Below are 23,832 nucleotides of genomic sequence, written 5' to 3'. Positions count from 1 at the left end.
TAGCCAGTTAATCTGCTGGGTATATTCAAATTTCCTGACAGAGAATCCTGATGGCTAAAGATCGGGCCTTAACGTTAGAAGCTTTACGGGTAATGGACGCCATTGATCGACGCGGAAGCTTTGCCGCGGCGGCTGATGAATTGGGGCGGGTGCCGTCGGCGCTCAGTTACACCATGCAAAAGCTGGAAGAAGAGCTGGATGTGGTGCTGTTTGACCGCTCCGGCCATCGTACCAAGTTCACCAATGTTGGCCGTATGTTGCTGGAGCGTGGGCGGGTGCTGCTGGAAGCCGCCGACAAACTCACTACCGATGCCGAAGCGCTGGCGCGTGGCTGGGAAACCCATCTGACGATTGTCACTGAGGCGCTGGTGCCGACCGAACTGCTGTTTCCGCTGGTGGAGAAGCTGGCGGATAAAGCCAATACCCAGATCTCACTGATCACCGAAGTTCTGGCTGGCGCCTGGGAGCGGCTGGAACAGGGCCGGGCGGATATCGTGATTGCACCGGATATGCATTTCCGCGCGTCGTCGGAGATCAACACCCGCAAGTTATACAGTATGGTCAGCGTCTATGTTGCCAGCCCGGATCACCCGATTCATAACGAGCCTGAGCCACTGTCCGAAGTGACGCGCGTGAAGTATCGCGGTATTGCCGTGGCCGACACGGCACGAGAGCGACCGGTTCTCACTGTTCAGCTACTGGATAAACAACAGCGTTTAACCGTTAGTTCGATTGAGGATAAACGTAATGCGCTGCTGGCGGGTCTTGGTGTCGCCACCATGCCGTATCCGCTGGTAGAAAAAGATATCGCGGCTGGCCGTTTGCGGGTGGTCAGCCCGGAATACTCGCGTGAAATCGATATTATTATGGCCTGGCGGCGCGACAGCATGGGTGAAGCCAAAGCATGGTGCCTGCGCGAAATTCCCCGTCTGCTGGCGAAACGTTAACCCCGCCGGGCGGCGGTAGAGTGATGCCGCCCGCTGCCATCCGCAACAACGTGCCATCATCGCGTAAGGCCGCTTTTCACCAGCAGATTATCTGCTCTGGTTCAACGCGGCGAAAACTTTAGCCTGCCCCATCGGTCGATAAGTCATACAAAGCTGCTGCTTATTGCGCCATCTTAGTGCCCCTTCATTTTGTAAGATTCTGTATACAACATCTGGTTCTCTCTCGTCAGTGATTCATCAGTCGCGCTTGAGCTATTTCTCAGTTTTTCTTTAACCACAGATGTCTGTCTCAGAAAGTAGGGCAAACCATTGCTCACTTAGCGTACTGGTCGTTTGGTTTACGCCATTGCTGTCAGCGGAACGATATGACCACCACTATCAATTACTCTCATGTATGGAAGGCTTTATGACATCTGTGCCGTTTAAGGTGAAACCCTTAGTTTTAGCGATAAGTTCGCTGATTGCGCTGCTCCCTCAGGCTGAGGCAGTACCTTCGACGACGATCGTGATTTCTGAAAATACCACCAGCACCCTGGCGGTTACCACGCCAATGGACTCTGTTTCCGTTACCGATAGCGGTTCGATTGTGGCAACGTCTGGTAACGGCATCAGCAACTCCTCGACCATTGGCACGCTGAGTAATGCCGGCACCATCTCTGGTCGTGAAGGGATTTTCAGCACCGGGTCGATCGACAGCATTATCAACTCCGGTACCATTACTTCTACTGATGGTGTCATCTGGGCCAGTGGCGGCACCGTGGGTTCCATAACCAATAGCGGAAATATCACTGGTCCTTATGCGGTCGTTATTCAAAGCGGCGCCACGCTTAACTCTTTCGATAACACTGGCACCATCAGCGGCCACTACGGGTTCGGCAATTTCTACGGTGGCGGCTCGATCGGCAGTATCACTAACTCCGGGCTGATCACCGGCGACAGTTTTGCGATTTACAATAGTACCGGCAGCATTGGTTCTATCACCAACAGTGGGTCAATTGAGGGAAATATCTCTTCCGCCAACGGTCTGATCTTTAACGGCGGCAGCGGCTCTACCTTTGGTACGCTCACCGGTTATCAGGCCAGCGGCCAGGGAACTATTACCATTACCAGTGGTGACCTGGTGTTCGCTTCCGGCAATATGCTGTTAAACGACAATATCACCCTGGGCAGTGGCCAGGTATCGAACCAGGCTGCCGCATTGCAGGTCAACAACATTGTCGCGATCAACGGCAACTACAGTCAGGACCACGATGCCAGCCTGTTGATCGGCGTGGCGGATAACGCCATTACCACCGGTGCCATCAGCACTGATAGCGGCTACGGACGTCTGGTGGTGTCGGGCAGCGCCAATATAGCCAGCGGATCCAGCGTTTCACTGGTTAAGCTGGGTAGCTATGCTTTTGCTCAGGGTCAACGCTATGTAGTGGTGCAGGCCGCCAGCGATGGCACCGAATACCACGCCAGCAGCCTGAATTATAGTGCCAGCGGCTATACCGGTACACTGACGGGCGCTGCGGTGACCGACAGCGCCGACAGCAGTAAGACGGATCTGGTGTTAACACTGGTTGCGTTACCTGATAATTCAGGTGGTAATGGCGGATCGGGTGGTTCAGGCAGTTCCGAACCGAAAAGCTTCGCCACCACGTCCACCGCGAAATCAGCCTTTTCTGGCCTGTTTAACTATCCCGGCACCGATGCCTCGCTGCTGAATGTGTTTAACGCCAGTGCTGCGCTGGGGAACTCTGCGGAAGCCAACCGTGCCGGCGCCCAGCTGAGTCCGGCGGCGATGGCGTCAGCCTCCGCCAGAGCCTCTTCTGCGCCGACCAATGCGGTACTGAATGTGATCTCGCAGCGGGCTGATGTGATGCGTCAGTCACCTGCCAGCGGCAGTGGTATCGCCACCGGTGAAAATGACGGTGATATTGCGGTCTGGGGCCGTGGTTTCGGCGGTGTGGCCAGTCAGGATCAGCTTGATGACACGGCAGGTTATGACGCACGCTTTGGCGGTCTGCTAATCGGTGGAGATTCCGCCGTCGGCGAGCATCTGCGTCTGGGCGCACTGACCAGCTATGCTGGTACTGCCGTCGACAACACCGGTGATAACGCCGGCAGTTCGGTCAATATCAGATCCTGGGGGGTATTCGGTTACGGCAGCTACGACGCCCAGCCGTGGTTCTTCGATCTGTCGACAGGTGCGGTACATCATCAGTACGACACTAAGCGTCAGATCGACTTTACCGGTTTTAACGGCGATGCCAGCGGATCGTTCGCGGGGATGCAGTATATTGTCGCCGGTCAGACCGGTTATCCGTTCCAGCTGGGTTCCGGTAGCACCACGCTGACGCCGATTGCCGGGCTGACTTACAGCATTCTGCGCCAGAATGGCTATAGCGAATCAGGTGGTAACGGTGCCGGACTGTCGGTTTCTGATGCGACAAGCACCTCGCTGAAAAGCGATCTGGCGGTGAAGCTCGGGCATAGTTTCAACATTTCGGCTGGTGACCTGATTCCGTTTACCCAGCTGGGATGGCGTCATGAGTTCCATGACCATGCGCCGCAATCGGCGGCTAATTTCTCCGCGGACAGCACCGGCTCTACCTCTTTTATCAGCAGCGGATCGCGTCCGATTGCCAACACGGCGGTATTGTCAGTGGGGACCACGCTGGTGCATAACAATAATCTGAGCCTGTCGGTTATCTATACCGGGGAACTGGCCAACAGCTATGACAGCCATAGCGGTAACCTGCAATTGCGCTGGCAGTTCTGATGACACTGATGCGGACGGGCGGCGGCCCGTCTGCACAACTAAGATGCAAAACGGCGCTGGTGGTTATATTGCTGTTTCTGCTGACTGGTTGTGCGGGCGATCCGTTACTGCATGCTGACCAGATGGCGCGATCGGCGGGCTTACAGCGGGAAACCGTGCAGGCGACGCCTTTTGCGCTGGCGGCATGGGTGCGCATCACGCGTGCTGACCAGCCGTTGCATATTTATATCGAAGGGGATGGCCGGGCCTGGCGTAATCGCTACCAGCCATCCGACGACCCGACGCCACGTAAGGCCATCGGTTTATCTCTCGCGGTAGCTGATAGCGCGCCGAATGTGCTTTATCTGGCCAGACCCTGCCAGTTTGTCCCGATGACGCAAAATCCGCGCTGCCAGACCGACTACTGGACCGGAAAACGCTTTGCGCCGGAAGTGATTGCGGCGATGGACCAGGCGATGACCCACTATCTCAGTCGTACTCCCGGACAACCGATCATCCTTACCGGTTACTCAGGTGGCGCAGCAGTCGCCGCGCTGCTGGCGGCACGGCGCAGCGATGTCACGTTGTTGCGTACCGTTGCCGGTAATCTTGACCATCGGGCGATTAACCGCTTCCATAAGGTGTCGCCAATGCCTGACTCCCTGAATCCTGCGGATGAGGTCGCACGGATCGCCACGATCCCACAACGGCATTTCAGCGGCGCGGAAGATAATATCGTACCGCCATTTATTGGCCGCGATTTTGCCGCCGCAGTAGGTAAATGTGCCAGCTGGCAACTGATCCCGAATATCGGCCATGAAGGCGACTGGTCGCAGATATGGCCACAATTATTGCGACAGAAGATACAGTGCGGTGATAAAAAGTAGCCTGTAACCTGCTCCGTGCCCTCTCACATTTTTGGTATTTGCTGACTCCAGGGTAGCGGCAAACTGTTTAAAATAAATGGTTTGTTAAACATGCTGTTTTCAAATTAATTATTTCAGTGTTATTTATTTTCTCGCTATGGCGCTGTGCCCGCAGATTGAGATTTTGCTAACCCGTTAACGAGATGCGCGGCGTCACTTTACTGCAACAATTCCGCGGTATGTTCAGGCAATTAACAGTCTGGTGAGTCACTCTGGCGTTATGTCTGAAATCATCATCAAACAGCTATCCAAATCTTTTGCTTCGCAGGCGGTGTTGCAGGATGTCACTCTGCATATTCAGCACGGCGAGTTTGTTGCCGTGCTGGGCCCTTCCGGTTGTGGTAAAACCACGCTGCTACGTACGCTGGCCGGTTTTGAAACCATCGACAGCGGTTCCATCAGCGTCGGTGACCGTCTTTATTCCTCGGCAAACACTCACTTACCACCGGAAAAACGCCAGCTGGGGATTGTCTTCCAGAGCTATGCGTTATGGCCACATATGAGCGTGGCGGAAAACATCGCCTACAGCCTGAAAGTCAGCGGCGTCGCGACGAATGAACGCCGCCAGCGCACGCAAAGCGCACTGGAACTGGTGGGGCTGGAAGGTTTTGCTGAACGCAATCCTGCCGATCTCTCCGGCGGCCAGCGCCAGCGTGTGGCGCTGGCGCGCTGTCTGGTGGCACGCCCGCAAGTGGTGCTGCTGGATGAACCGTTAGCCAATCTTGATGTGCATCTGCGCGCCGCGATGGAGGAGGAGTTTGCCCGTTTCCACCACCATTCCGGCGCCACGCTGCTGTATATCACTCATGACCAGCAGGAAGCGATGGCGATTGCCGATCGTGTGGTGGTGATGGATGCCGGGCGCGTCATGCAGTTTGCCAGCCCCCGGACCCTCTATCGCGAGCCGGCCTGTGAAATGGTGGCGCGCTTTATCGATGATGGCCGGGTGATCGACGTAACGGATATCGAACCGGATCATAACGGCTATGCCTGGGTCACACTGCTTGGCGTGCGGCTGCGGCTGCGGGCCAGAGCTGAACAGCCGGTGGCGCCGCGCGGCAAGGTATGCCTGCACGCTGCCGATCTGCGGCTGGCGCATGAAGATGAAGCGGGGTTTGCGGTGCGCATTCAGCGCCTGATTTATCGCGGCGGCTACAGCCAGCTGGACGTAGAGCCAGAAGATGACAGCTGCCGTTTAACGCTTCACCTGACCGATGCGCAACAGTTGCGCTGCGGCGATCGGCTGATGCTGACCGCGGATGATGGTTGGGTGATCCCCACCGCCAGTTAATTTGACGATTAAGGATACCTGCTACATGTACACATTGCGCACCCACCTGAAAGCTCTGATAATTTTAACCGGATCGCTGCTTTCGGGGATGTCGATTGCCGCTGATGGCAAGCTGGTGGTCTATACCTCGCAGGCCCCGGAAATTGCCCAGCAGACCATTGATGCGTTTAAAGCGGCAAACCCCGGCATTGAAGTAGAGTGGACGCGTAACGGTACCACGCAGTTAATGAACGTGCTGCGTACCGAGAAGATGAGCGGGCAGGTGAAAGCAGACGTGCTGCTGGTGGCGGATGCCATCAACCTTGGCGCGCTGAAAAAAGAGGGCCAGCTGATGCCTTATGCCGCGGCGCCGGTAAGCAATATCAGCGCTGAGTTTTACGACAAGGATAAAACCTGGTTTGGCACTAAAATCATTGCCACCGTCATTGGTTATAACACCAAAAATGCGCAGCCGGTGGATAGCTGGATGGCACTGACCGATGTCAGCAATAAAGGTCAGGTGGTGGTGCCAAGTCCGCTCTATTCCGGCGCGGCGCTCTATCATCTGCATACTGCCATTAATACTCCGGATATTGGCTGGGCGTTCTATCAGAAGCTGGCGGCAAACGGCGTTACCCCGGAAGGCGGCAATGGTCCGGCGTTGAAAGCGGTAGCCAGCGGTATGGCAAAATATGGTGTGATCACCGATGCCGATATTATTCGTGCCAAAAAGCAGGGATCGCCGATTGACCTGGTGTATCCGAAAGAGGGCGCTTCTTTTGTTACTGAACCGGTAGCGATTCTCTCCGGTGCGCATAACGTCGCCGCAGCGAAAGCTTTTGTTGATTTCCTGCTGTCGGAAAAAGGCCAGCAGCTGGTAGCAGAGCAAGGCAATCGTCCGATCGATAAGCGCGTTGCCGCACCGGAGGGGTTTGCCGCGATTGACAGCATCAGATTGCTGACGCTGGACGCGGATAAAGCCGTGGCCGACGATAAGCAGGTGCGGGCGAAATTTAGCGATATCTTTGGTGGATAAAACCGATGAGCATCGCGCAGGAGTATACGCATCGTTCTCCGGCCCGCCAGTTCCGCTGGCTGCGTACCGAGACCAGCGTGCTATGGCTGCTGGCACTGCTAATCGGGCTGTTATCAATCGCGCCCTTAACCCGTCTGATTTGGGCGGCCATCGCTCCCGGCGGCATCCCGGATTTGACCCGCGTCTGGCAGTTACTGAGCAGCGCGAAAGTGATGCGTGCTGCGGGTAATACGCTGACTATCGCCATAGCGGCCACGGCGATTGCCGTGGTGCTGGGTATCCTGGCGGCCTGGTTAGTGGCTCTGACCAATATGCGCGCCAAACGGGCATGGGTATTTGCCTTTATTCTGCCATTGATGATCCCGCCGCAGGTGACGGCGCTGGCCTGGGTGCAGGCGCTTTCGCCCTCCAGCTGGATTATTACTCTGTTAAACAACATCGGTTTGCCGCTGACCAGCGCTGGTCAGCAGCCGCTTTATTCAGCATCGGGGATTATCCTGCTGCTCGGTCTGCATAATGCGCCGCTGGTGTTTCTTGCGGTACGTGCCGGTTTACGGCGCCTGCCTGCGGATCTGGTTGAAGCGGCGCGGATAACTGGCGCTTCGCCGTGGCGGGTGATGAAGACGGTGATCCTGCCGCTGGCACGCCCGGCGATTTTTGCCGGTGCGGCGCTGTCATTTGTGGCAGCGGCCGGAAATTTTGGTATTCAGGCGATGCTCGGCATTCCGGGACGGGTACCGACCCTGATCACCTTAATCTACCAGCAACTCAACAACAGCGGTGCCGATGCGCTGCCGGATCTGGCGCTGTTATCACTGCTGATTGCGCTGATTACCGTCGGCGGGCTGGTGCTGAGCCGGATGCTGGGAGGCCGTCGCGATGTGCGCGTTACCGGTACGCCACGTCAGCTACAGCAGCCGCTGGGCCGCTGGCGTTTCCCGGTGGAACTGCTGGTGTGGGGCACGATCATCCTGACGCTGGCACTGCCGCTTTCGGCGTTGATTACCACCTCGCTGACCAGCGGTTTCGGCCAGGCGCTGAACTGGCAGACCCTCACCTGGGTGAATTATCGCAATGCGCTGGTTGATTTTCCGGCCATTCGCCACGCTTTTTTCACCAGTCTGGGCTTAACCCTGCTGGCAGTGGTGATCCTGACGACAATGGCGCTGTTTATGGCCTTCTTTCTCAGCTGGCAGCGCACGCGGCTGGTGCGGATACTGGAGTTGTCCAGCGAGCTGGCTTACGCCTTGCCGGGAATCGTGATTGGTATTGCCGCGATACTGTTTTTTCTGAAACCTCTGCCGCTGCTTGATATGAGTCTGTATGGCACGGTATGGATTATTCTTGCCGCTTACCTATCTAACTTTCTGGCGCTGGTGCTGCGTCCGACGCTGGCCGGGTTTGCCCAGATTGAGCGTTCGCTGGATGAGGCGGCACAGCTGGCTGGAGCCGGTTTTTTGCGCCGTATGCGCGACATTTTGTTGCCGCTGGCGGCGCCTTCCGCCATCGCTGGTGCGATTCTGGTATTTCTTACCGCGCTGAATGAAATTCAGGTATCGATTTTACTGGTCACCGCCAACAGCCAGACGCTGGGACCAATGATTATCGCGCTGGACGAAGGCGGATCTTCGACCCTGGCGGCGGCGGTGGGCTGCCTGATGATTATGGTGGTGCTGCTATTTATGTTACTGGCGTCACGACTTGCCAGACGTTTGCCGGAAGGAGTATTACCATGGCAAATCTGACGGTGGTCAGCGGGGTGGGCGATAAGCTGCCCGCGGCATTTCTGGTAGAGCTGCATGGTTTTCGCCTGCTGTTTGATTTGGGGGAAGGGCCGCAGGCGGGTATCCGGCCAGATATCCGTAGACTGGGCAAAGTGGATGCCATCTGCTTATCTCACTCCCATCAGGATCATAGCGGCGCGCTGGATTACCGCCCCCGGCTGGGGAATCCACCGGTGTTTGCCACCGCGCAGACCTGGCAACAGCTGCCTGACGGTTGCGTCGACGCCAGCGACCGCTATCTGCTGCCGCTAAAAGGTCATGTTGCGATTGGGCCAGTCGCGCTGCTGTGCGGGCGCAGTGGTCATGCGCCGGGGTCGGTGTGGTTTCATTTGCCGGAGAACGGCGGCCTGACCTATATGGGCGACTGGAGTCGTGAATCACGTCTGTTACCTTTTGATCTGCCACCGCCGGCGGACCTGCTGATCACCGATGCTTCCTATGGTGACCGGGCCGAACCGCTGAGCGGGCAAATCAGCCGCATTGCTGACGCAGCGCGCAGTGGTGCGGTATTACCGGTTCCGGCCAATGGTCGCGGGCCGGAGATGGCGCTACAGCTGATGGATCAGGGGATAAAAGTATTACTCTGTCCGGAGGTGCGTAAAGAGGTGGCGCAGTTGCTGCACGAACCGACGGCGATCTGCTCGCGTTTGCAATTACGTTTGCTGGAGTTATTACATTATCAACCTGAGCAGCCAGACTATACGCAGGGGCAGGTGATTATTGCTACCGATGCGATTGCCGACGGCGGTCTGGCGGCACAACTCAGCCAGCGCCCGGGCTTTGGTTTTATCTTTAGCAGTCATATCGCCGCCGGTACCCGCGCCAGAAAGATGCTGGATGCGGAGCAGGCTATCTGGCTGCCGTGGAATGTCCATCCGGTGCTGGATGACCAGCTGATGCTGATCCGCGCCACGCGCGCGCGGCAGGTGGTGGCGGCGTTTGTGCCTGAAACGCAGACCCGGCAGCTATCGTTGCTGTCGTCTGCCCGGCTCAACTGGCAGAGCAGTATTGAATTTTAATCGCTTTAGTCAGCTTTACCCGTCAGGACTCGCGGTCACGACCGTCGCTAATCGTGCGGAAAACTTCGTAAAAAATTCATTTTACTGTAACTGAGAGTCTCTATTTTGTTCTGACTGACAAAGGCCAGGACAGAAAAACATGACTTACCTCGCATTAAAAGACATAAGAAAAACATGGGGTTATAAAGTGGCGCTGGATGGCGTCAGCTTTGATGTCGACGAAGGTGAGTTTGTGGCATTACTTGGTCCCTCCGGCTGCGGTAAATCGACACTGCTACGTACGATTGCCGGCCTCGAGTCGGCCGATCAGGGAACCATCCATATCCGGCAACAGGATGTGACTCTGTGTACGCCTGCGCAGCGCAAACTGTCGATGGTGTTTCAATCTTATGCGCTGTTTCCCCACCTTAACGTACGCGAGAATCTGCTGTTTGGTCTGCGCGCCCGCGGCGAGGATAAACAGCATTTTGCCCGTCGTCTCGCTGATGTCAGTCGGCTGATGGAGCTGGAGCCGTTACTGGATCGCTTACCTGCTCAGCTCTCCGGCGGACAGCAACAGCGCGTGGCGCTGGGACGAGCGGTGATCGCCCAGAACAGGCTGTGTCTGATGGATGAACCATTATCTAACCTCGATGCCAAACTGCGCCAGGGCATGCGCCGGGAAATCCGCGCCCTGCAGAAGAAGCTGGGACTGACGATGGTCTATGTCACTCACGATCAGACCGAAGCCATGAGTATGGCCGACCGCATTATCCTGCTGAACGATGGCCGCATAGAACAGCATGATACGCCGGACATGCTTTACAACAGCCCTGCCAGCATCTTCACCGCCCAGTTTATTGGCGCGCCACCGATGAATATTATCCCGCTGGTTCGCCACGGCAGTCGCCATCAGATTGGCAATACGCCGGTGATGGTGGTCGACAATCGCCACGAACCGGCACTCAGCCTTGGTATCCGCGCCGAAGAGATTTCACTTACCGCCCCTGCCAACGGTATTACCACCGCGCGCATCGTCAGCTACGAATATATGGGCGCCGATACCCTCGTCGCCTGCCACCTGACCGGTGATAACACCTTTCTGACGGTGAAGGTTCCCGGCATGCAGAAATTTACCGAAGGCGGCCTGACCGGTATTTACTGGCCCGTCACAGCCCAGTATCTGTTCGCAACCGATAGCGGAGAGCGGCGGATTAACGCCGAACAGGATTTCTTTCCGCCAGCACAGCAATACGCCATCCAATAATCAAATATAACTTATTCATCTTAAGGGAAAATATGTCGATTTCATTTCGCCTGACCGCCGCTGCTCTGTTGCTGACCGCTGCCCCGGCTTTTGCTGCTGATGCAGTCAAACTGCAAATGTATTACCCGATTGCCGTGGGGGGTAAAGTCAGTAAAACCGTTGAAAGCCTGGTGGCTGATTTTGAGCAGCAGCATCCGGATATCAGTATCCAGCCGGTGTATACCGGTGACTATGCCACTACCGTGACTAAGGCGCTGACCGCCTTTCGTGGTGGCAACGCGCCGCAGATCGCGGTGATTGGTGATATTGAAGCTTATTCGCTGATTGATGCCGGAGCGATTTTGCCGATCAGCGATCTGGCTGACGATCAGGCCGGTAAAGCGTGGATCGACGGATTTTATCCGGCATTTTTACGCAAAATTCAGGGCAAAGTCTGGGGTATCCCGTTCCAGCGCTCAACCGTGGTGATGTACTGGAACAAACAGGCATTTGAGAAAGCCGGACTGAACGGCGATACCCCGCCAGCCAGCTGGCAGCAGGTAGTGGACTTTGGTCAGAAGCTGGTGGTGCGCGATGGTAATCAGGTAAAACAGTGGGGGATTGAAATTCCTTCTACGCCAAATGGTTACTGGACATTCCAGGGGATTGCAGCCACCAATGGCGGCCGGCTGGATAACGGTAAAGGCACCGCGGTGAATTTTAATACGCCATCTAATATTGAAGCGCTGCAATGGATGACCGATCTCGGCCAGAAATATGGCGTATCGCCGAAGGGCGCGATTACCTGGAGTACTACGCCGCAGGACTTTATCGATGGTAAAACCGCAATGATGGTTACCACTACCGGCAACCTGACGACGGTACGTGAAAATGCCAAATTCCCGTTTGGCGTCGCCATGCTGCCGGAGAAAACCGGACGCGGCAGCCCAACCGGTGGCGGTAACCTGTATCTGTTTAAAAACACCACCGCGGAACAGCAAAAAGCGGCGGTGACCTTTATTCAGTGGCTGTCAGCGCCAGAGCAGGCGGCGCGCTGGAGTATTGCGACCGGTTATGTCGCCAGTTCCCCTGCCGCCTGGGAAACCGCAACGATGAAAGAGTATGTGCAAAAGGTACCGCAGTCGCTGGTGGCGCGTGAACAGCTGAAGTACTCACAACCTGAACTCTCGACCTACAATAGTGTGCAAATCCAGGAATTGCTGAACCATGCGGTAGAGGCTGCGGTTACCGCCGGCAAAACGCCGGAACAGGCGCTGGAAGGCGCACAGAAACAGGCCGATCGTCTGCTGAAAAGTTACCAGTAGCAGGAGCGACAGTCATGTCCCTGACCGCAACGCGCGGGAATCACTTCCGGCTGCAGCTGTATGGCTATCTGTTGCTGCTGCCGGCGGTAGCGATGCTGATGGCTTTTACCCACTACCCGGCGCTGGCCACGGTGTGGGAGAGCCTGTTCAGCGCGGCGCATAACGCCAAACCAGCCCAGTTTGTTGGGCTGGAAAACTATCGCGCATTGCTGGAGGATGACACCTTTATGCTGGCGCTGCGCAATAACCTGCTGTACGCGGCGGTCACCATTCCGCTGGCGGTCGGTCTTGCGCTGTTAATGGCGCTGGCGGTTAATCGCGGGATGAGAGGGACGGCGCTGGCGCGCGCCGCCTTTTTTATCCCTTCGCTGTTGCCGATGGTGGCGATTGCCAACCTGTGGCTGTTCTTCTATACCCCACAGATTGGTTTGCTCAACCAATTGCTGGCGCTGTTTTCACTGCCGGCAGTGAACTGGCTGGGAGATCCACAATTCGCTATCTACAGCCTGATGGCGGTATCGGTCTGGCGTGAAGCCGGATTCTTTATGATCTTTTACCTGGCGGCGCTACAGCAGATTGATCCGAAACTGGCGGAAGCCGCCGGGATTGAAGGCGCATCCCGTGGCTATTTCTTCCGCCGTATTCAGTGGCCGCTATTAATGCCGACCACGCTGTTTATTCTGATAAACGCCTCGATGAACGCTTTCCGCGTGGTCGACCAGGTGATTGCCATGACTAACGGTGGCCCGGATAACAGTACCAGCCTGCTGCTGTTCTATATTTACCGCACCGCATTCAGCTACTGGGATCTGCCGTATGCGGCAGCGATGACCGTGGTATTACTGGTGATCCTGGCAGTCATTGCGCTGATAAAATTCAACCTGCTGGATAAGCGAGCCCATTACCAATGAGCCAGTTGCTAACCACCGTTGCGCCGCAGCGCACGCTGTCGCTGCGGGATCTGTGCCTGAATAGTCTGATGGTGCTGGGGGCCGTAGTGTGGATGCTGCCGGTGCTGGTTGCCGCATGGGTGGCGATTCATCCGGTATCCGCGCAGGGGGGCTTTTCATGGTTTGCGCCGCTGACTTTGCAGAATTTTATTAACGCCTGGCAGGCCGCGCCTTTTGGGCGTTACTTTATTAATACCATACTGCTGGTGCTGCTGATTGTGGTGTTCCAGCTGGTACTGGCAACCATGGCGGCCTATGCGCTGGTACGTTTCCGTCTGAAAGGTGGCGGGATCATCTTCTCGCTGGTGTTGCTGCAACTGATGATCAGCCCCGACGTGTTAATTCTCAATAATTACCAGACCATTGGCGCGCTGGGGTTACGCGATACTTTACTGGGGATCGCACTGCCTTACTTCGCCTCGGCGTTTGCGATTTTCCTGCTGCGTCAGACGTTTAAAAGTATCCCACTGGTACTGGAAGAAGCGGCGATTGTGGAAGGCGCCAGTCGTTTCTATATCCTGCGTAAAATCTATATCCCACTGGCAAAACCGGTGTATGTGGCGTTTGCGCTGGTCTCTGTCAGCTTCCACTGGAATGATTTCCTCTGGCCGCTGGTGATCGCCGACTCGGTAAACGTCCGGCCGTTAACGGTTGGATTACAGCTATTTTCCGCCCCGGAGCAGGGAGTCCAGTGGGCGCTGATCGGGGCTGCCACACTGATGACTTCATTACCGCTGCTGGTGCTATTCCTCGTATTCCAGCGCCAGTTTGTGCAGTCTTTTATGCGCGCCGGTATTCGCTAGCCAGATGGACACCCCGAAGATGACACTGCTAACCGCTGAACATGTCCGCGCGCTGGGAAACGTCAGTGCGCTCTATCAGATCCCGCAGCTGGACGCGGTCTCCGCAGGCGTACTGCGCTTTGGCCTGATTGCCGATCCGCAGTATGCCGATGTCGACTCGCAGCCTGAATATAACCGCTATTACCGCCACAGCCTCGGCAAACTGTCACAGGCGATCGGGCTACTGAATCAGCAGCCACTGGCGTTTGTCGCCACGCTGGGGGATTTGGTAGACCGTGACTGGCACAGTTATGCCACGCTATTGCCCTGCTATGCGCAGTTGCGGCATCCGCATATGGCGATCACCGGCAACCATGATGCTGAGGTGATCTCACGCCAGCTTGGCGCGCGGCAGCCTGCACTGCCGTTGCCGAAGCACTATTACCAGTTCTCTCTGCCGGGTTACCGCTTTCTGGTGATCGACGGCAACGATCTGAGCCTTTATTGCAATGCCGCCAACGGCGACAGTCAGGCGCAGGCCCGGCAGTTACTGACGGCGCTGCAGGCGCAGCAGGTATTGCAGGCACAGAGCTGGAATGGCGCGCTGGGCGAGCAACAGCTGGTCTGGCTGGAGCAGAATCTGCAGCAGGCGCAGTTACAGGGAGAGACGGTGCTGGTTTTTGGCCACTATCCGCTGACGCCGGACAATAAGCACAACCTGTGGAACTGTGAACGAGTGGTGGCGTTGCTATGTCGCTATCAGGTACGCGCCTATTTTGCCGGGCATAATCATGCCGGTGGCTATAACCGTATCGGCAATACCGACTTTATCACCCTGAAAGGGATGCTGGATGGCAGTGAAGAGACACCGTTTGCCGTGGTGGAAATCCGTGGTAATCAGCTGACAATACAGGGTTACGGCTCTGAAATCAGCCGGGAGTTATAGTCTCCCTGGCGCACGGGCGGTGGTTTGCCGCCCGTAGCGGAAATTACAGATGATCGCGACCGTGTGGTTCATCCCAGTTAAACGCCGGGCCGACGGAAATCACGCCGTGCGGATTGATGGTTGTATGGCTGCGATAGTAGTGATGGCGGATATGCGCCAGATCGACAGTTTCGGCGATGCCCGGCATCTGGTAAATTTCACGCAGAAAGCCATTAAGATTCAGGTAGTCGCCAATCCGATGCTTGTCGCATTTGAAGTGCGTGACATATACCGGATCGAAACGTACCAGCGTGGTCCACAACCGTAGATCGGCTTCGGTCAGACGGTCACCGGTCAGATAACGATGCTGCCCCAGCATCTGTTCAAGGCGGTCCAGCGAGCTAAACAGCGTGGTGACTGCTTCATCATAGGCCTCCTGCGAGGTTGCGAAGCCGCTTTTATACACGCCATTATTTACGCTGTCATACACCCAGCGGTTAATTTCATCGATACTGCTGCGCAACTCTGCCGGATAGTAATCACCGGCGCGCGCGCCAGCGCCATCAAAAGCAGAATTAAACATGCGGATAATATCGGCAGACTCGTTGCTGACGATGGTGTTCTGCTGCCGATCCCACAGCACTGGCACTGTGACCCGCCCGCTGTACTCTTTGTCGGCATGCAGATAGAGCTGATACAGGTACTCATTCTGATACAGGCTATCACCGGTCGCCGCCGGGAAGTTATCATCAAAGGTCCAGCCATTTTCCAGCATCAGCGGATGCACAACGGAAACCGGGATCAGTTCTTCCAGGCCCTTCAGCTTGCGCATTAACAGGGTGCGATGGGCCCACGGGCAGGCGAGGGAAACATACAGATGGTAGCGGTCGCGTTCAGCGCGGAAGCCGCCATGACCTGTCGGGCCGGCTGCGCCATCGGCGGTGATCCAGTGACGAAAAGCGGACTCTGAGCGCTTAAAGCGTCCACCGGTGGATTTGGTGTCATACCAGTTGTCGTGCCAGACACCGTCAATTAGCTGTCCCATAAATCCTCCAGTAAAAACGAGGCGAGGATGTGGTCATCCTCGCCCTGGAATTCGTTATTTATTCAGTATAGACCCGGGTTTACCATTTCTTATTAAGAATACGGTCGATGCTGAATGCGCCCGGACCGCTGATACCCAGTGCCAGGAAACCGCCAGCGATGCTCAGGTTTTTCATAAACATCAACTGATTTACGCCTTCCGCAAAGTTGGTGTGGAAAATCAGCGCGGTCAGTACGGTGAAACCAGCAGTGAACAGCGCAGTGGTACGGGTCAGGAAACCAAACAGAATCGCCAGACCGCCGCCAAACTCAAGCAGGATGGTCAGTGGCAGAAAGAAGCCCGGCACACCCATCGCTTCCATATATTGCTGTGTTGCCGCATAACCGCCAATTTTACCCCAGCCGGCAGTAATGAACAGGATTGGCATCAGGATGCGTGCGATCAGCAGGCCAGTATCTTCTAATTTTTTCATTATCATCTCCAACGTGTTTTTATTATGGGCGGAACAAGTCAGCCACCTAAGTAACAAGGCTCACAAGCTGTTTGCGCTGGAGTCCTCTGGTTGGTGAAGATAATAGGCGTGAAACGGAAAGGTTGTAAGCGAGATATACTGTTGAAGTGATTCAATAATTCTGAACATTCGCCGGATGGTTAATATCGCAGCGATATCAGCGACGATCACTAACCCGAATCGCTGATTTCAGTCAGCTCATCGGGGTTCGTTTGCTTGCTGCAACTTCAATGACGTTGGCGATAAATTATCAGGGCAGGAATGAGGCGAGGTTGCAAACCACCGCCGGGATCGTTTAACGATTCCCGCGCGGCAGGTTATTACGAATTAAACGCCAGGTACTCCACAGGCCAAACCCGCGGCGCAGCCAGCGCATCAGAAAGCTCGGATTGCGCGCTGACCAGATAGCCATTGCGCTACTACCGAGCAGCAGATAACGTCGCAAACTGACCAGCGTCAGCCAGCCATGGTCATAGCGCGCGGTAGCCGCCAGCCAGTCACGACGGGCGGCGCTGAGATCGAGACGCTGCTGCTGTACAATACCCAGCAGCTGAGCCTTGCGCCGCTGGCGATCGCGATGGCTCATACCTCATCCTCAAGCAGTTTGCGGTCGGTCTCCAGCTCTTTACGCGTGGCGCTTAGCAGTGTCGATTTACGCGACCGGTTAAGCGTCCACAGGCCAAAGAACAGAGCAAGAGCAAAGAGTACGCCGGTGGTGATGGCAATGGCTATCAGGCGATACTGCGCATCCACTGCCCAGATAATCAATACCATCAGGCTCATCAGACCAAAAGCGGTAAACAGCATGGTCAGTCCAACCATCATCAGTAACTGAATCAGGTTGGCTTTCTCTTCCTCAAGCTCGACCACTGCCAGCCGCACCCGGGTTTCAGCCATACCGACCAGCGTGGTGAGTACACGCTGTCCAATGTCTATGACCCCTTTGCCCGGGCCGTGGCTATACTGTGAGTCAGCCATCTTAACGACGCGTCAGCAGTACGCCCAGTACCACACCCACTGCGGCACCAATACCCACGCCATGCCATGGGTTTTCGCGTACATACTCATCAGCACGGCCCGCGGCTTCACGCGTGGTTTGGGCAATACGCTCGCCTGATTCGCCCAGACGCTGACGTGACTCTTCCAGCGCAGCGCGTGCTTTACTGCGCAGTTTATCCAGCTCGCTTTTTGATTTGTCTGTTGAGGTGCTAAGCACTTCTTCCAGGGTATCCGCCAGGTTTTTTAATTCCGCGCGCAGATGTTCTGAGGTGGTATCTTTTGACATGAAACACTCCTTTAAAATTGTGTAATTGGTTCAGTTAGTAGGGTGTGGCTTGTAAGGTTTTTAACTCTTCCCGTGCTTCTGTCAGTTTTTTCTCACGTATGGCGATTTTCTCGCGGTCACCCTTAGCCCGTGCTTCACTCAGATCGCGTTCACGCTCTGCAACTTCTTTTTTATGCTGCTTAATCTTCTCCTGATGCGCGGCTTTCAGTTTTGTATCGCTACAGCCGGCGCGTGCTTCGGTCAGTGCGCGTTCCAGCCCGGTGATGCGACGCTGATTATCATGTTTACGCGCCATATCGATTTCATGCTGGATCGCCTGTTCTTTCTGCTGACAGAGTGTTTCTGCTGCCTGAGCGAAGCCGGAGAGAGAGAAAAGAGCTGAACAGAGAATGTAGCGAAGTTTCATCTAACTTTACCTTCCTTTGTTGTATGCCGATCACCAGGCTGATCGTCGACACCGGGGATCCTGAGTCTGCGGTGAGACAGAAGTGAGACGGATAACACTCTGTAAGGATAGTCAGAAATCGGCCAAAGCTCAAAGCAGGAGGGAATAAGCAGGAATGTTCCTGGCCGACAATCGGCGGTGCGGAAGAAAACCTCAGCCTACCGACTGAGGATTAAAGCTGATACGGCTGAACCAGCTCTTTGTTGAAGAGGAGTCTATCTCGGCGATCTCAAAACCATAAGGCAGCAGTTCCCTTAACGCTTTTTGCGCGGCGGTGCTCTGCTCCTGAGAATCAAATTTAATCACCAGCGCATCGTGCTCGGGGGTGATGCTTTTAATCTGGATACCCTGCGCGTTAAGGCGCTGCCAGACATAAAAGCCATCGGGTAGCGAAGTTCCCTGACGCGATGCGCGGATCTGCAAGGCAGTTTCATGGCGATAGAGCGCAGGCATTAGCGCCATCGCCAGCAGTGCCAGCGCGCCAAGCATCAACCATGGCAACAGGCGCCGACGTGCGGCCAGCGATTTAGATTGTTCGCGCATTAAGAGTTACCCTTCTCATTGCCCGCGCCGCGCTTCTTCCGCCATAGCACATACAGCGAGCCAAACAACCCAAACACCAGCAATACCAGCGGTAGCAGCATCAGGCAGAACATCATCTGATCTTCATAGCGGCGGAAAATGGGTGTTTTCCCCAGCGCAAAGCCGAGAACGGTCAGAATCACCACCCACAGTAGCGCGCTCATCCAGTTAAAGAACTGGAAACGGGTATTGCTGAGACCGGACAGGCCGGCAATGGTTGGCAACAGGGTGCGAACAAAGGCGATAAAGCGACCGATTAACAGCGCGGAAAGGCCATGACGATGAAACAGGCTATGCGCACGTTGATGGTACTGTGCGGGCAGGTGCGATAGCCATTTCTGCACTGTGGCGGTATTCCCCAGCCACTTTCCCTGTATATAACTGACCCAGCAGCCGAGACTGGCCGCCGTGGTCAGAATAAAAATGGTGAGCGGAAAATTCATGGTTCCTTTGGCAATCAGTACGCCAACCAGAATCAGTAAACTGTCGCCGGGCAGAAAGGCGGCAGGTAGCAAACCGTTTTCCAGAAACAAAATCATAAATAGTATGCCGTAAATGGCCCAGACCAGCGTGGGATCGGCAAGGGTTTCAAAATCTTGTTGCCACAACGCATGCAACAACGCTTTCATAATATCCATTAAATCTTCCTGAACATCATTGTTAAACACGCTCGTTTCATTACAAGCTAAGGCATGCTGGCGCTGATTTTGCTCGTTATGGTAGGCACAGCTCGCAGCCAGATAGGGGAAAAGCATCTATCGCGCTGATAAAAGCGGCACGAAATTTTCACCCCGTCGCAAAGGGTAAGAAAAGGTAGTTAACTGTAACAAAATTCACCTGTCTGAGACAGGAGAAACTTGCGACAGCATGGGTGTTTTACCGTTCAATGGCGTTAGCAGAAAGGAGTTTTACACAGGCTGACACTATTGCAGATTTGCTTAAAATGTCAGCCATATTGGCAACAGGCGGGTTTATTCCATTTTTTCCGGTTTTTCGAGGGTGATGACCGGGTTTTCGGCGAACATATACCGATCGACATTAAATTCAAAATCATCGCTGGTGGCGCGGAATAACATCTGCCGGGTATTTTCCAGATGTTGCCACATTGCCAGTTTACTGGCTGCCGGATCTTTACGCATCAGCGCTTTCAGGATGCGGTCATGATCGTCACACCAGCTTTCGATGGATTTATCATCAATATGCTCATGCAACTTCAGCCAGTAGGGGTTATACAAACGGTGTAACCACATCTTTTCCACGATAGCGGCTAATGCGCTGTTCTGCGTGGCTTGCGCGATCTGCACATGAAATTTCATATCCCATTCGGAATCGCGGAAGCGATCCTCATTGCGCGCCTGCTCCTGGATTTCCATCAGTTGCATAATATCCTGACGGGTCACCTGGGTGGCGGCGAATTCGGCGACATTACTTTCAATCAGCTGACGTGCCTGTAACAACTCAAACGGACCAAAATTGGCAAACTCGAGCTGGCTGTGGGGCATGGCGCTTTTTTTCTGCTGATGACTCATTACATGGATGCCGGAGCCTTTCCGCACTTCAACATAGCCTTCAACTTCCAGCATAATGATCGCTTCGCGCACCACGGTACGGCTGACGCCCATCTCTTCGGCGATAAAACGCTCCGCAGGCAATTTATCACCCACCGGGTAATCGCCTGCTTCAAGACGACGTTTAAGTTCAGCAGCGAGTTGCTGATAAAGACGGCGCGATTCGCTCAGTTCCATGATCGAGTCTCCGGATATAGACATAAGAAGGATTGAGTTGTTATACCAGTATCTTGCCAGATTTTACAGCAAAGGGCGGGCAAATCCGTTTGGCCCGTCGCTTTTTTTAGCTTTAAATCTTTATGCTTTTGGCACGGCGGCCATGGCAGGTAATGACTCTTTTTCCGCATTTAATTCAGATATTGGCTGATTCTTCAGCAATACCCAGATTGCCACTGCACCCAGCAGGTCAAATACCGCCAGCGCAGCAAATAACGGGCTGAAGCCAAGGGTATCCGCCAGCGCACCGACCACCAGAGCAAACATGGTACTGGCGGTCCAGGCTGCCATACCGGTCAGGCCGTTTGCGGTTGCCACTTCGTTGCGGCCAAACACATCTGAAGAGAGGGTGATCAGTGAACCGGACAGCGCCTGGTGAGCGAAACCGCCGACGCACAGCAGACCAATTGCCACATACGGACTGGTAAACAGGCCGATGGTACCGGGTGCGATCATCAATACCGCCCCCATAGTCACAACCAGCTTACGTGAGACAATCAGGTTGACGCCAAAGATGCGCTGGAACAGCGGCGGCAGGTAACCACCCACGATGCAGCCGAGATCGGCAAACAGCATTGGCATCCAGGCGAACATGGCAATTTCTTTCAGATTGAAGCCATACACTTTAAACATAAACAGCGGGATCCAGGCGTTAAACGTCCCCCAGGCCGGTTCAGCTAAAAAGCGTGGCAATGCGATACCCCAGAACTGGCGGTTGCGTACGATCTGCCAGGCCGACATTTTTTGGGCATTATCGGTCTGATGCTGCGCTTCCTGACCGGACAGAATATAGTCACGCTCTTCGTTGCTTAATTTTTTCTGATCTTTTGGATGTTTATAGAAAACTAACCAGCAGATTGCCCAGATCATACTCAGTACACCGGTAACGATAAACGCCATTTCCCAGCTATGAGCGACAATCGCCCATACCACTAATGGCGGAGCAAGCATCGCGCCAATCGAGGAGCCGACGTTAAAGTAACCGACGGCGATGGAACGCTCTTTCGCCGGGAACCATTCACTACTGGCTTTTAAGCCAGCCGGGATCATCGCGGCTTCTGCGGCACCGACGGCGCCACGGGCGAGCGCCAGTCCACCCCAGCTGCCGGCCAGTGCCGTAGCGGCGCAGAACAAAGCCCACATAATGGCAAACATCGCGTAACCAATTTTGGTTCCGAGGATGTCCAGTATATAACCGGCCACCGGTTGCATAATGGTATAACAGGCTGAGTAGGCCGCTACGATATAGGAGTACTGCTGGGTGGTGATATGCAGTTCAGTTCCCAGCGTTGGTGCCGCCACCGCAATGGCATTGCGTGTTAAATAACCTAATATCGTCCCGATGGTAACCAGTCCGATCATGTACCAACGTAACCCTTTAATTTTACGCATTTAATACCCCTTTCCACTCTCTGTTCTTCATGCGCTTATGGCATGTTTGTTATCTGGAGCGGGACCACTTATCGCTGAACTATTGTCAGCTATACCCGCGAACGCGCAGCTCAGCTCCGCGCCTCAATTTGCTTATTCCTCACCAACCCATAAGGGCAAACTTGCCGTCTTCCGGCAGTGGCGCAACAATAACTTGTCATACAGATTTAAAAGTTGAGAGCCATCACAAAAACCATTTTTATTGTATGGGATAATCATTTTGTCGTTTTAGTCAGGCTTTTAGCCGTGAAGAGGCCGATTGGCATACAAAGTCAGAGGACAAATATGCCGTGAATGTGATCGGCATCTCAAAATTAGCGCTGTGTGGTCGATAATTGGTATGATAACTTTTTAGCGTCAAGGCCATGCAGCCCAACATCGAGAAAGAGGAAGCAGGTATGTCCCGTTTTATGAGCGAAGATTTTTTATTGGAAAGCGAGTTTGCCCGTCGGCTATTTCATGATTACGCCGCCGACCAGCCGATTTTCGATTACCACTGCCATCTGCCACCGCAACAGATTGCCGAGAACACACGCTTCAGCAATCTCTATGACATCTGGCTGAAGGGCGATCACTATAAATGGCGGGCAATGCGCTCTAACGGCGTACCGGAAGCTTTCTGCACCGGTGATGCCAGCGACCGTGAGAAGTTTGATGCCTGGGCGCGCACCGTGCCGCATACCATTGGCAATCCACTCTATCACTGGACGCACCTTGAACTACGCCGTCCATTTGGCATTACCAATATTCTGTTGTCAGAAAAAACCGCTGACCAGATCTGGCGGCAGTGTAATGAACTGCTGGCGCAGGATGAGTTCAGCGCCCGCGGCATCATGACGCAGATGAATGTCAAAATGGTGGGGACTACCGATGACCCGATTGACGATCTGCGCCATCACGCGTTGCTGGCGCGCGATACCACTTTTGCCACCAAAGTATTGCCGTCATGGCGGCCGGATAAGGCTTTCAACATTGAAGCTGAAGGTTTTGTCGATTATCTGCAGAAGTTGTCAGCCAGCGCGGATGTCGCCATCTCACGCTTTGACCATCTGCGTCAGGCATTAGCCAAACGACTGGACCATTTTGCCGCTCACGGCTGTAAAGTTTCCGACCATGCGCTGGATGTGGTGCTGTTTGCCGAAGCGGATGATGCCACGCTGGATGCGATTCTGGCGCGTCGTCTGCAGGGTGAAACCCCGGACGAAACTGATATTGCCCGCTTTAAAACCGCGGTGCTGGTCTGGCTCGGCGCCGAATACGCACGTCGTGGCTGGGTGCAGCAATATCATATTGGCGCACTGCGTAATAACAATCGCCGCCAGCTGGCATTGCTGGGGCCGGATGTGGGTTTTGACTCCATTAACGATCGCCCGCTGGCGGAACCGTTGTCACGTCTGCTGGATGCGCAAAACCGTAATAACGCGCTGCCAAAAACCATCCTTTATTGCCTGAACCCACGTGATAACGAAGTGCTGGCCACCATGATTGGTAACTTCCAGGGGGAAGGTGAGCCTGGCAAGATGCAGTTTGGTTCGGCCTGGTGGTTTAACGATCAACTGGATGGCATGCAACGTCAGATGCAGCAGCTGGCACAGATGGGGCTGCTAAGCCGCTTTGTTGGCATGCTGACCGACAGCCGCAGCTTCCTGTCTTATACCCGTCATGAATATTTCCGCCGCCTGCTGTGCCAGATGATTGGACGCTGGGTAGAAAACGGCGAAGCGCCGGGAGATATCGAACTGCTGGGCAGCATGGTGAAAAACATCTGCTTTAACAACGCCCGCGACTACTTCGCCATTGAACTTTAATCAGAG

Annotated in this window: 23 protein-coding genes; 13 read left to right on the top strand and 10 right to left on the bottom strand. The window is 54.8% G+C overall.

What is annotated here, in order from left to right; genetic code table 11:
• The first annotated feature begins 50 nt into the window (after window positions 1-50).
• The 12 genes from JWF83_RS01860 to JWF83_RS01805 all read left to right on the top strand — a co-directional run bounded on the left by JWF83_RS01860 (window position 51) and on the right by JWF83_RS01805 (window position 14,956).
• Window positions 51-947, top strand: coding sequence for a LysR family transcriptional regulator (locus JWF83_RS01860; RefSeq protein WP_413648225.1), 897 nt, complete (start codon window positions 51-53; stop codon window positions 945-947).
• A gap of 406 nt (window positions 948-1,353) precedes the next feature.
• On the top strand, window positions 1,354-3,714 hold the full coding sequence (locus JWF83_RS01855; RefSeq protein ID WP_413648224.1) for an autotransporter domain-containing protein: 2,361 nt from the start codon (window positions 1,354-1,356) through the stop codon (window positions 3,712-3,714).
• Window positions 3,714-4,580, top strand: a complete 867-nt coding sequence (locus tag JWF83_RS01850; protein ID WP_413648223.1) for an alpha/beta hydrolase — start codon at window positions 3,714-3,716, stop codon at window positions 4,578-4,580. The genes JWF83_RS01855 and JWF83_RS01850 overlap by 1 nt, the downstream gene beginning before the upstream one ends.
• A 259-nt stretch (window positions 4,581-4,839) precedes the next feature.
• A complete protein-coding gene (locus tag JWF83_RS01845; RefSeq protein WP_413648222.1) occupies window positions 4,840-5,910 on the top strand; it encodes an ABC transporter ATP-binding protein in 1,071 nt (356 codons plus the stop codon).
• Between the two features lie 25 nt (window positions 5,911-5,935).
• Window positions 5,936-6,925 (top strand): ABC transporter substrate-binding protein, encoded by a 990-nt coding sequence (locus tag JWF83_RS01840; RefSeq protein WP_413648220.1) that lies wholly within the window; start codon window positions 5,936-5,938, stop codon window positions 6,923-6,925.
• 5 nt (window positions 6,926-6,930) lie between these two features.
• Window positions 6,931-8,670: an ABC transporter permease gene (locus JWF83_RS01835; RefSeq protein ID WP_413648219.1), complete on the top strand. Its 1,740-nt coding sequence runs from the start codon at window positions 6,931-6,933 to the stop codon at window positions 8,668-8,670.
• Window positions 8,658-9,728 carry an MBL fold metallo-hydrolase gene (locus JWF83_RS01830; protein ID WP_413648218.1) on the top strand — a complete coding sequence of 357 codons (1,071 nt, stop codon included), beginning with the start codon at window positions 8,658-8,660 and terminating at the stop codon, window positions 9,726-9,728. The genes JWF83_RS01835 and JWF83_RS01830 overlap by 13 nt, the downstream gene beginning before the upstream one ends.
• Before the next feature lie 139 nt (window positions 9,729-9,867).
• On the top strand, window positions 9,868-10,974 hold the full coding sequence (locus JWF83_RS01825) for an ABC transporter ATP-binding protein (protein WP_413648216.1): 1,107 nt from the start codon (window positions 9,868-9,870) through the stop codon (window positions 10,972-10,974).
• A gap of 32 nt (window positions 10,975-11,006) precedes the next feature.
• Window positions 11,007-12,278 (top strand): ABC transporter substrate-binding protein, encoded by a 1,272-nt coding sequence (locus JWF83_RS01820; RefSeq protein ID WP_413648214.1) that lies wholly within the window; start codon window positions 11,007-11,009, stop codon window positions 12,276-12,278.
• 14 nt (window positions 12,279-12,292) lie between these two features.
• Window positions 12,293-13,189 (top strand): carbohydrate ABC transporter permease, encoded by an 897-nt coding sequence (locus tag JWF83_RS01815; protein ID WP_413648213.1) that lies wholly within the window; start codon window positions 12,293-12,295, stop codon window positions 13,187-13,189.
• A 68-nt stretch (window positions 13,190-13,257) separates the two neighbouring features.
• The gene (locus JWF83_RS01810; RefSeq protein ID WP_413648435.1) at window positions 13,258-14,031 is read left to right on the top strand and encodes a carbohydrate ABC transporter permease; all 774 of its coding nucleotides are present in this window, start codon (window positions 13,258-13,260) and stop codon (window positions 14,029-14,031) included.
• 19 nt (window positions 14,032-14,050) lie between these two features.
• Window positions 14,051-14,956 carry a metallophosphoesterase gene (locus JWF83_RS01805; RefSeq protein WP_413648212.1) on the top strand — a complete coding sequence of 302 codons (906 nt, stop codon included), beginning with the start codon at window positions 14,051-14,053 and terminating at the stop codon, window positions 14,954-14,956.
• A gap of 43 nt (window positions 14,957-14,999) precedes the next feature.
• On the opposite strand, the gene JWF83_RS01800 is transcribed toward JWF83_RS01805, so the two are convergent.
• The 10 genes from JWF83_RS01800 to JWF83_RS01755 form a co-directional block, all read right to left on the bottom strand.
• On the bottom strand, window positions 15,000-15,980 hold the full coding sequence (locus tag JWF83_RS01800; RefSeq protein ID WP_413648210.1) for a glutathione S-transferase family protein: 981 nt from the start codon (window positions 15,978-15,980) through the stop codon (window positions 15,000-15,002).
• Between the two features lie 79 nt (window positions 15,981-16,059).
• A complete protein-coding gene (locus JWF83_RS01795; protein WP_413648209.1) occupies window positions 16,060-16,452 on the bottom strand; it encodes a DoxX family protein in 393 nt (130 codons plus the stop codon).
• A 334-nt stretch (window positions 16,453-16,786) separates the two neighbouring features.
• Window positions 16,787-17,077 (bottom strand): YqjK-like family protein, encoded by a 291-nt coding sequence (locus JWF83_RS01790; protein WP_413648208.1) that lies wholly within the window; start codon window positions 17,075-17,077, stop codon window positions 16,787-16,789.
• Complete coding sequence (locus JWF83_RS01785) at window positions 17,074-17,469, bottom strand: phage holin family protein (RefSeq protein ID WP_413648207.1); 396 nt, start codon at window positions 17,467-17,469, stop codon at window positions 17,074-17,076. Before JWF83_RS01785 ends, JWF83_RS01790 begins: the two co-directional genes overlap by 4 nt.
• A 1-nt stretch (window position 17,470) precedes the next feature.
• Entirely contained in the window at window positions 17,471-17,776 is a 306-nt protein-coding gene (locus JWF83_RS01780) for a DUF883 family protein (protein ID WP_413648206.1), read from the bottom strand.
• A 34-nt stretch (window positions 17,777-17,810) separates the two neighbouring features.
• Window positions 17,811-18,182, bottom strand: coding sequence for a DUF1090 domain-containing protein (locus JWF83_RS01775; protein ID WP_413648204.1), 372 nt, complete (start codon window positions 18,180-18,182; stop codon window positions 17,811-17,813).
• Between the two features lie 192 nt (window positions 18,183-18,374).
• Complete coding sequence (gene mzrA / locus JWF83_RS01770; RefSeq protein ID WP_413648203.1) at window positions 18,375-18,764, bottom strand: EnvZ/OmpR regulon moderator MzrA; 390 nt, start codon at window positions 18,762-18,764, stop codon at window positions 18,375-18,377.
• A complete protein-coding gene (locus JWF83_RS01765; protein ID WP_413648201.1) occupies window positions 18,764-19,441 on the bottom strand; it encodes a DedA family protein in 678 nt (225 codons plus the stop codon). The genes mzrA and JWF83_RS01765 overlap by 1 nt, the downstream gene beginning before the upstream one ends.
• Window positions 19,442-19,774: 333 nt before the next feature.
• Window positions 19,775-20,548 (bottom strand): transcriptional regulator ExuR, encoded by a 774-nt coding sequence (gene exuR, locus JWF83_RS01760; protein ID WP_413648199.1) that lies wholly within the window; start codon window positions 20,546-20,548, stop codon window positions 19,775-19,777.
• 120 nt (window positions 20,549-20,668) lie between these two features.
• A complete protein-coding gene (locus JWF83_RS01755; protein WP_413648197.1) occupies window positions 20,669-21,979 on the bottom strand; it encodes an MFS transporter in 1,311 nt (436 codons plus the stop codon).
• Between the two features lie 437 nt (window positions 21,980-22,416).
• Here JWF83_RS01755 and uxaC point away from each other — a divergent pair, with 437 nt between their 5' ends.
• Window positions 22,417-23,826, top strand: a complete 1,410-nt coding sequence (gene uxaC, locus JWF83_RS01750; RefSeq protein WP_413648195.1) for a glucuronate isomerase — start codon at window positions 22,417-22,419, stop codon at window positions 23,824-23,826.
• Window positions 23,827-23,832 lie beyond the last annotated feature (6 nt).

Source organism: Pantoea sp. B65, assembly GCF_047308185.1.
Classification (GTDB): Bacteria; Pseudomonadota; Gammaproteobacteria; order Enterobacterales; family Enterobacteriaceae; genus Erwinia.
The sequence above is the reverse complement of the archived record's forward strand: the minus strand, read 5'-3'. Positions and strand labels throughout refer to the sequence as shown.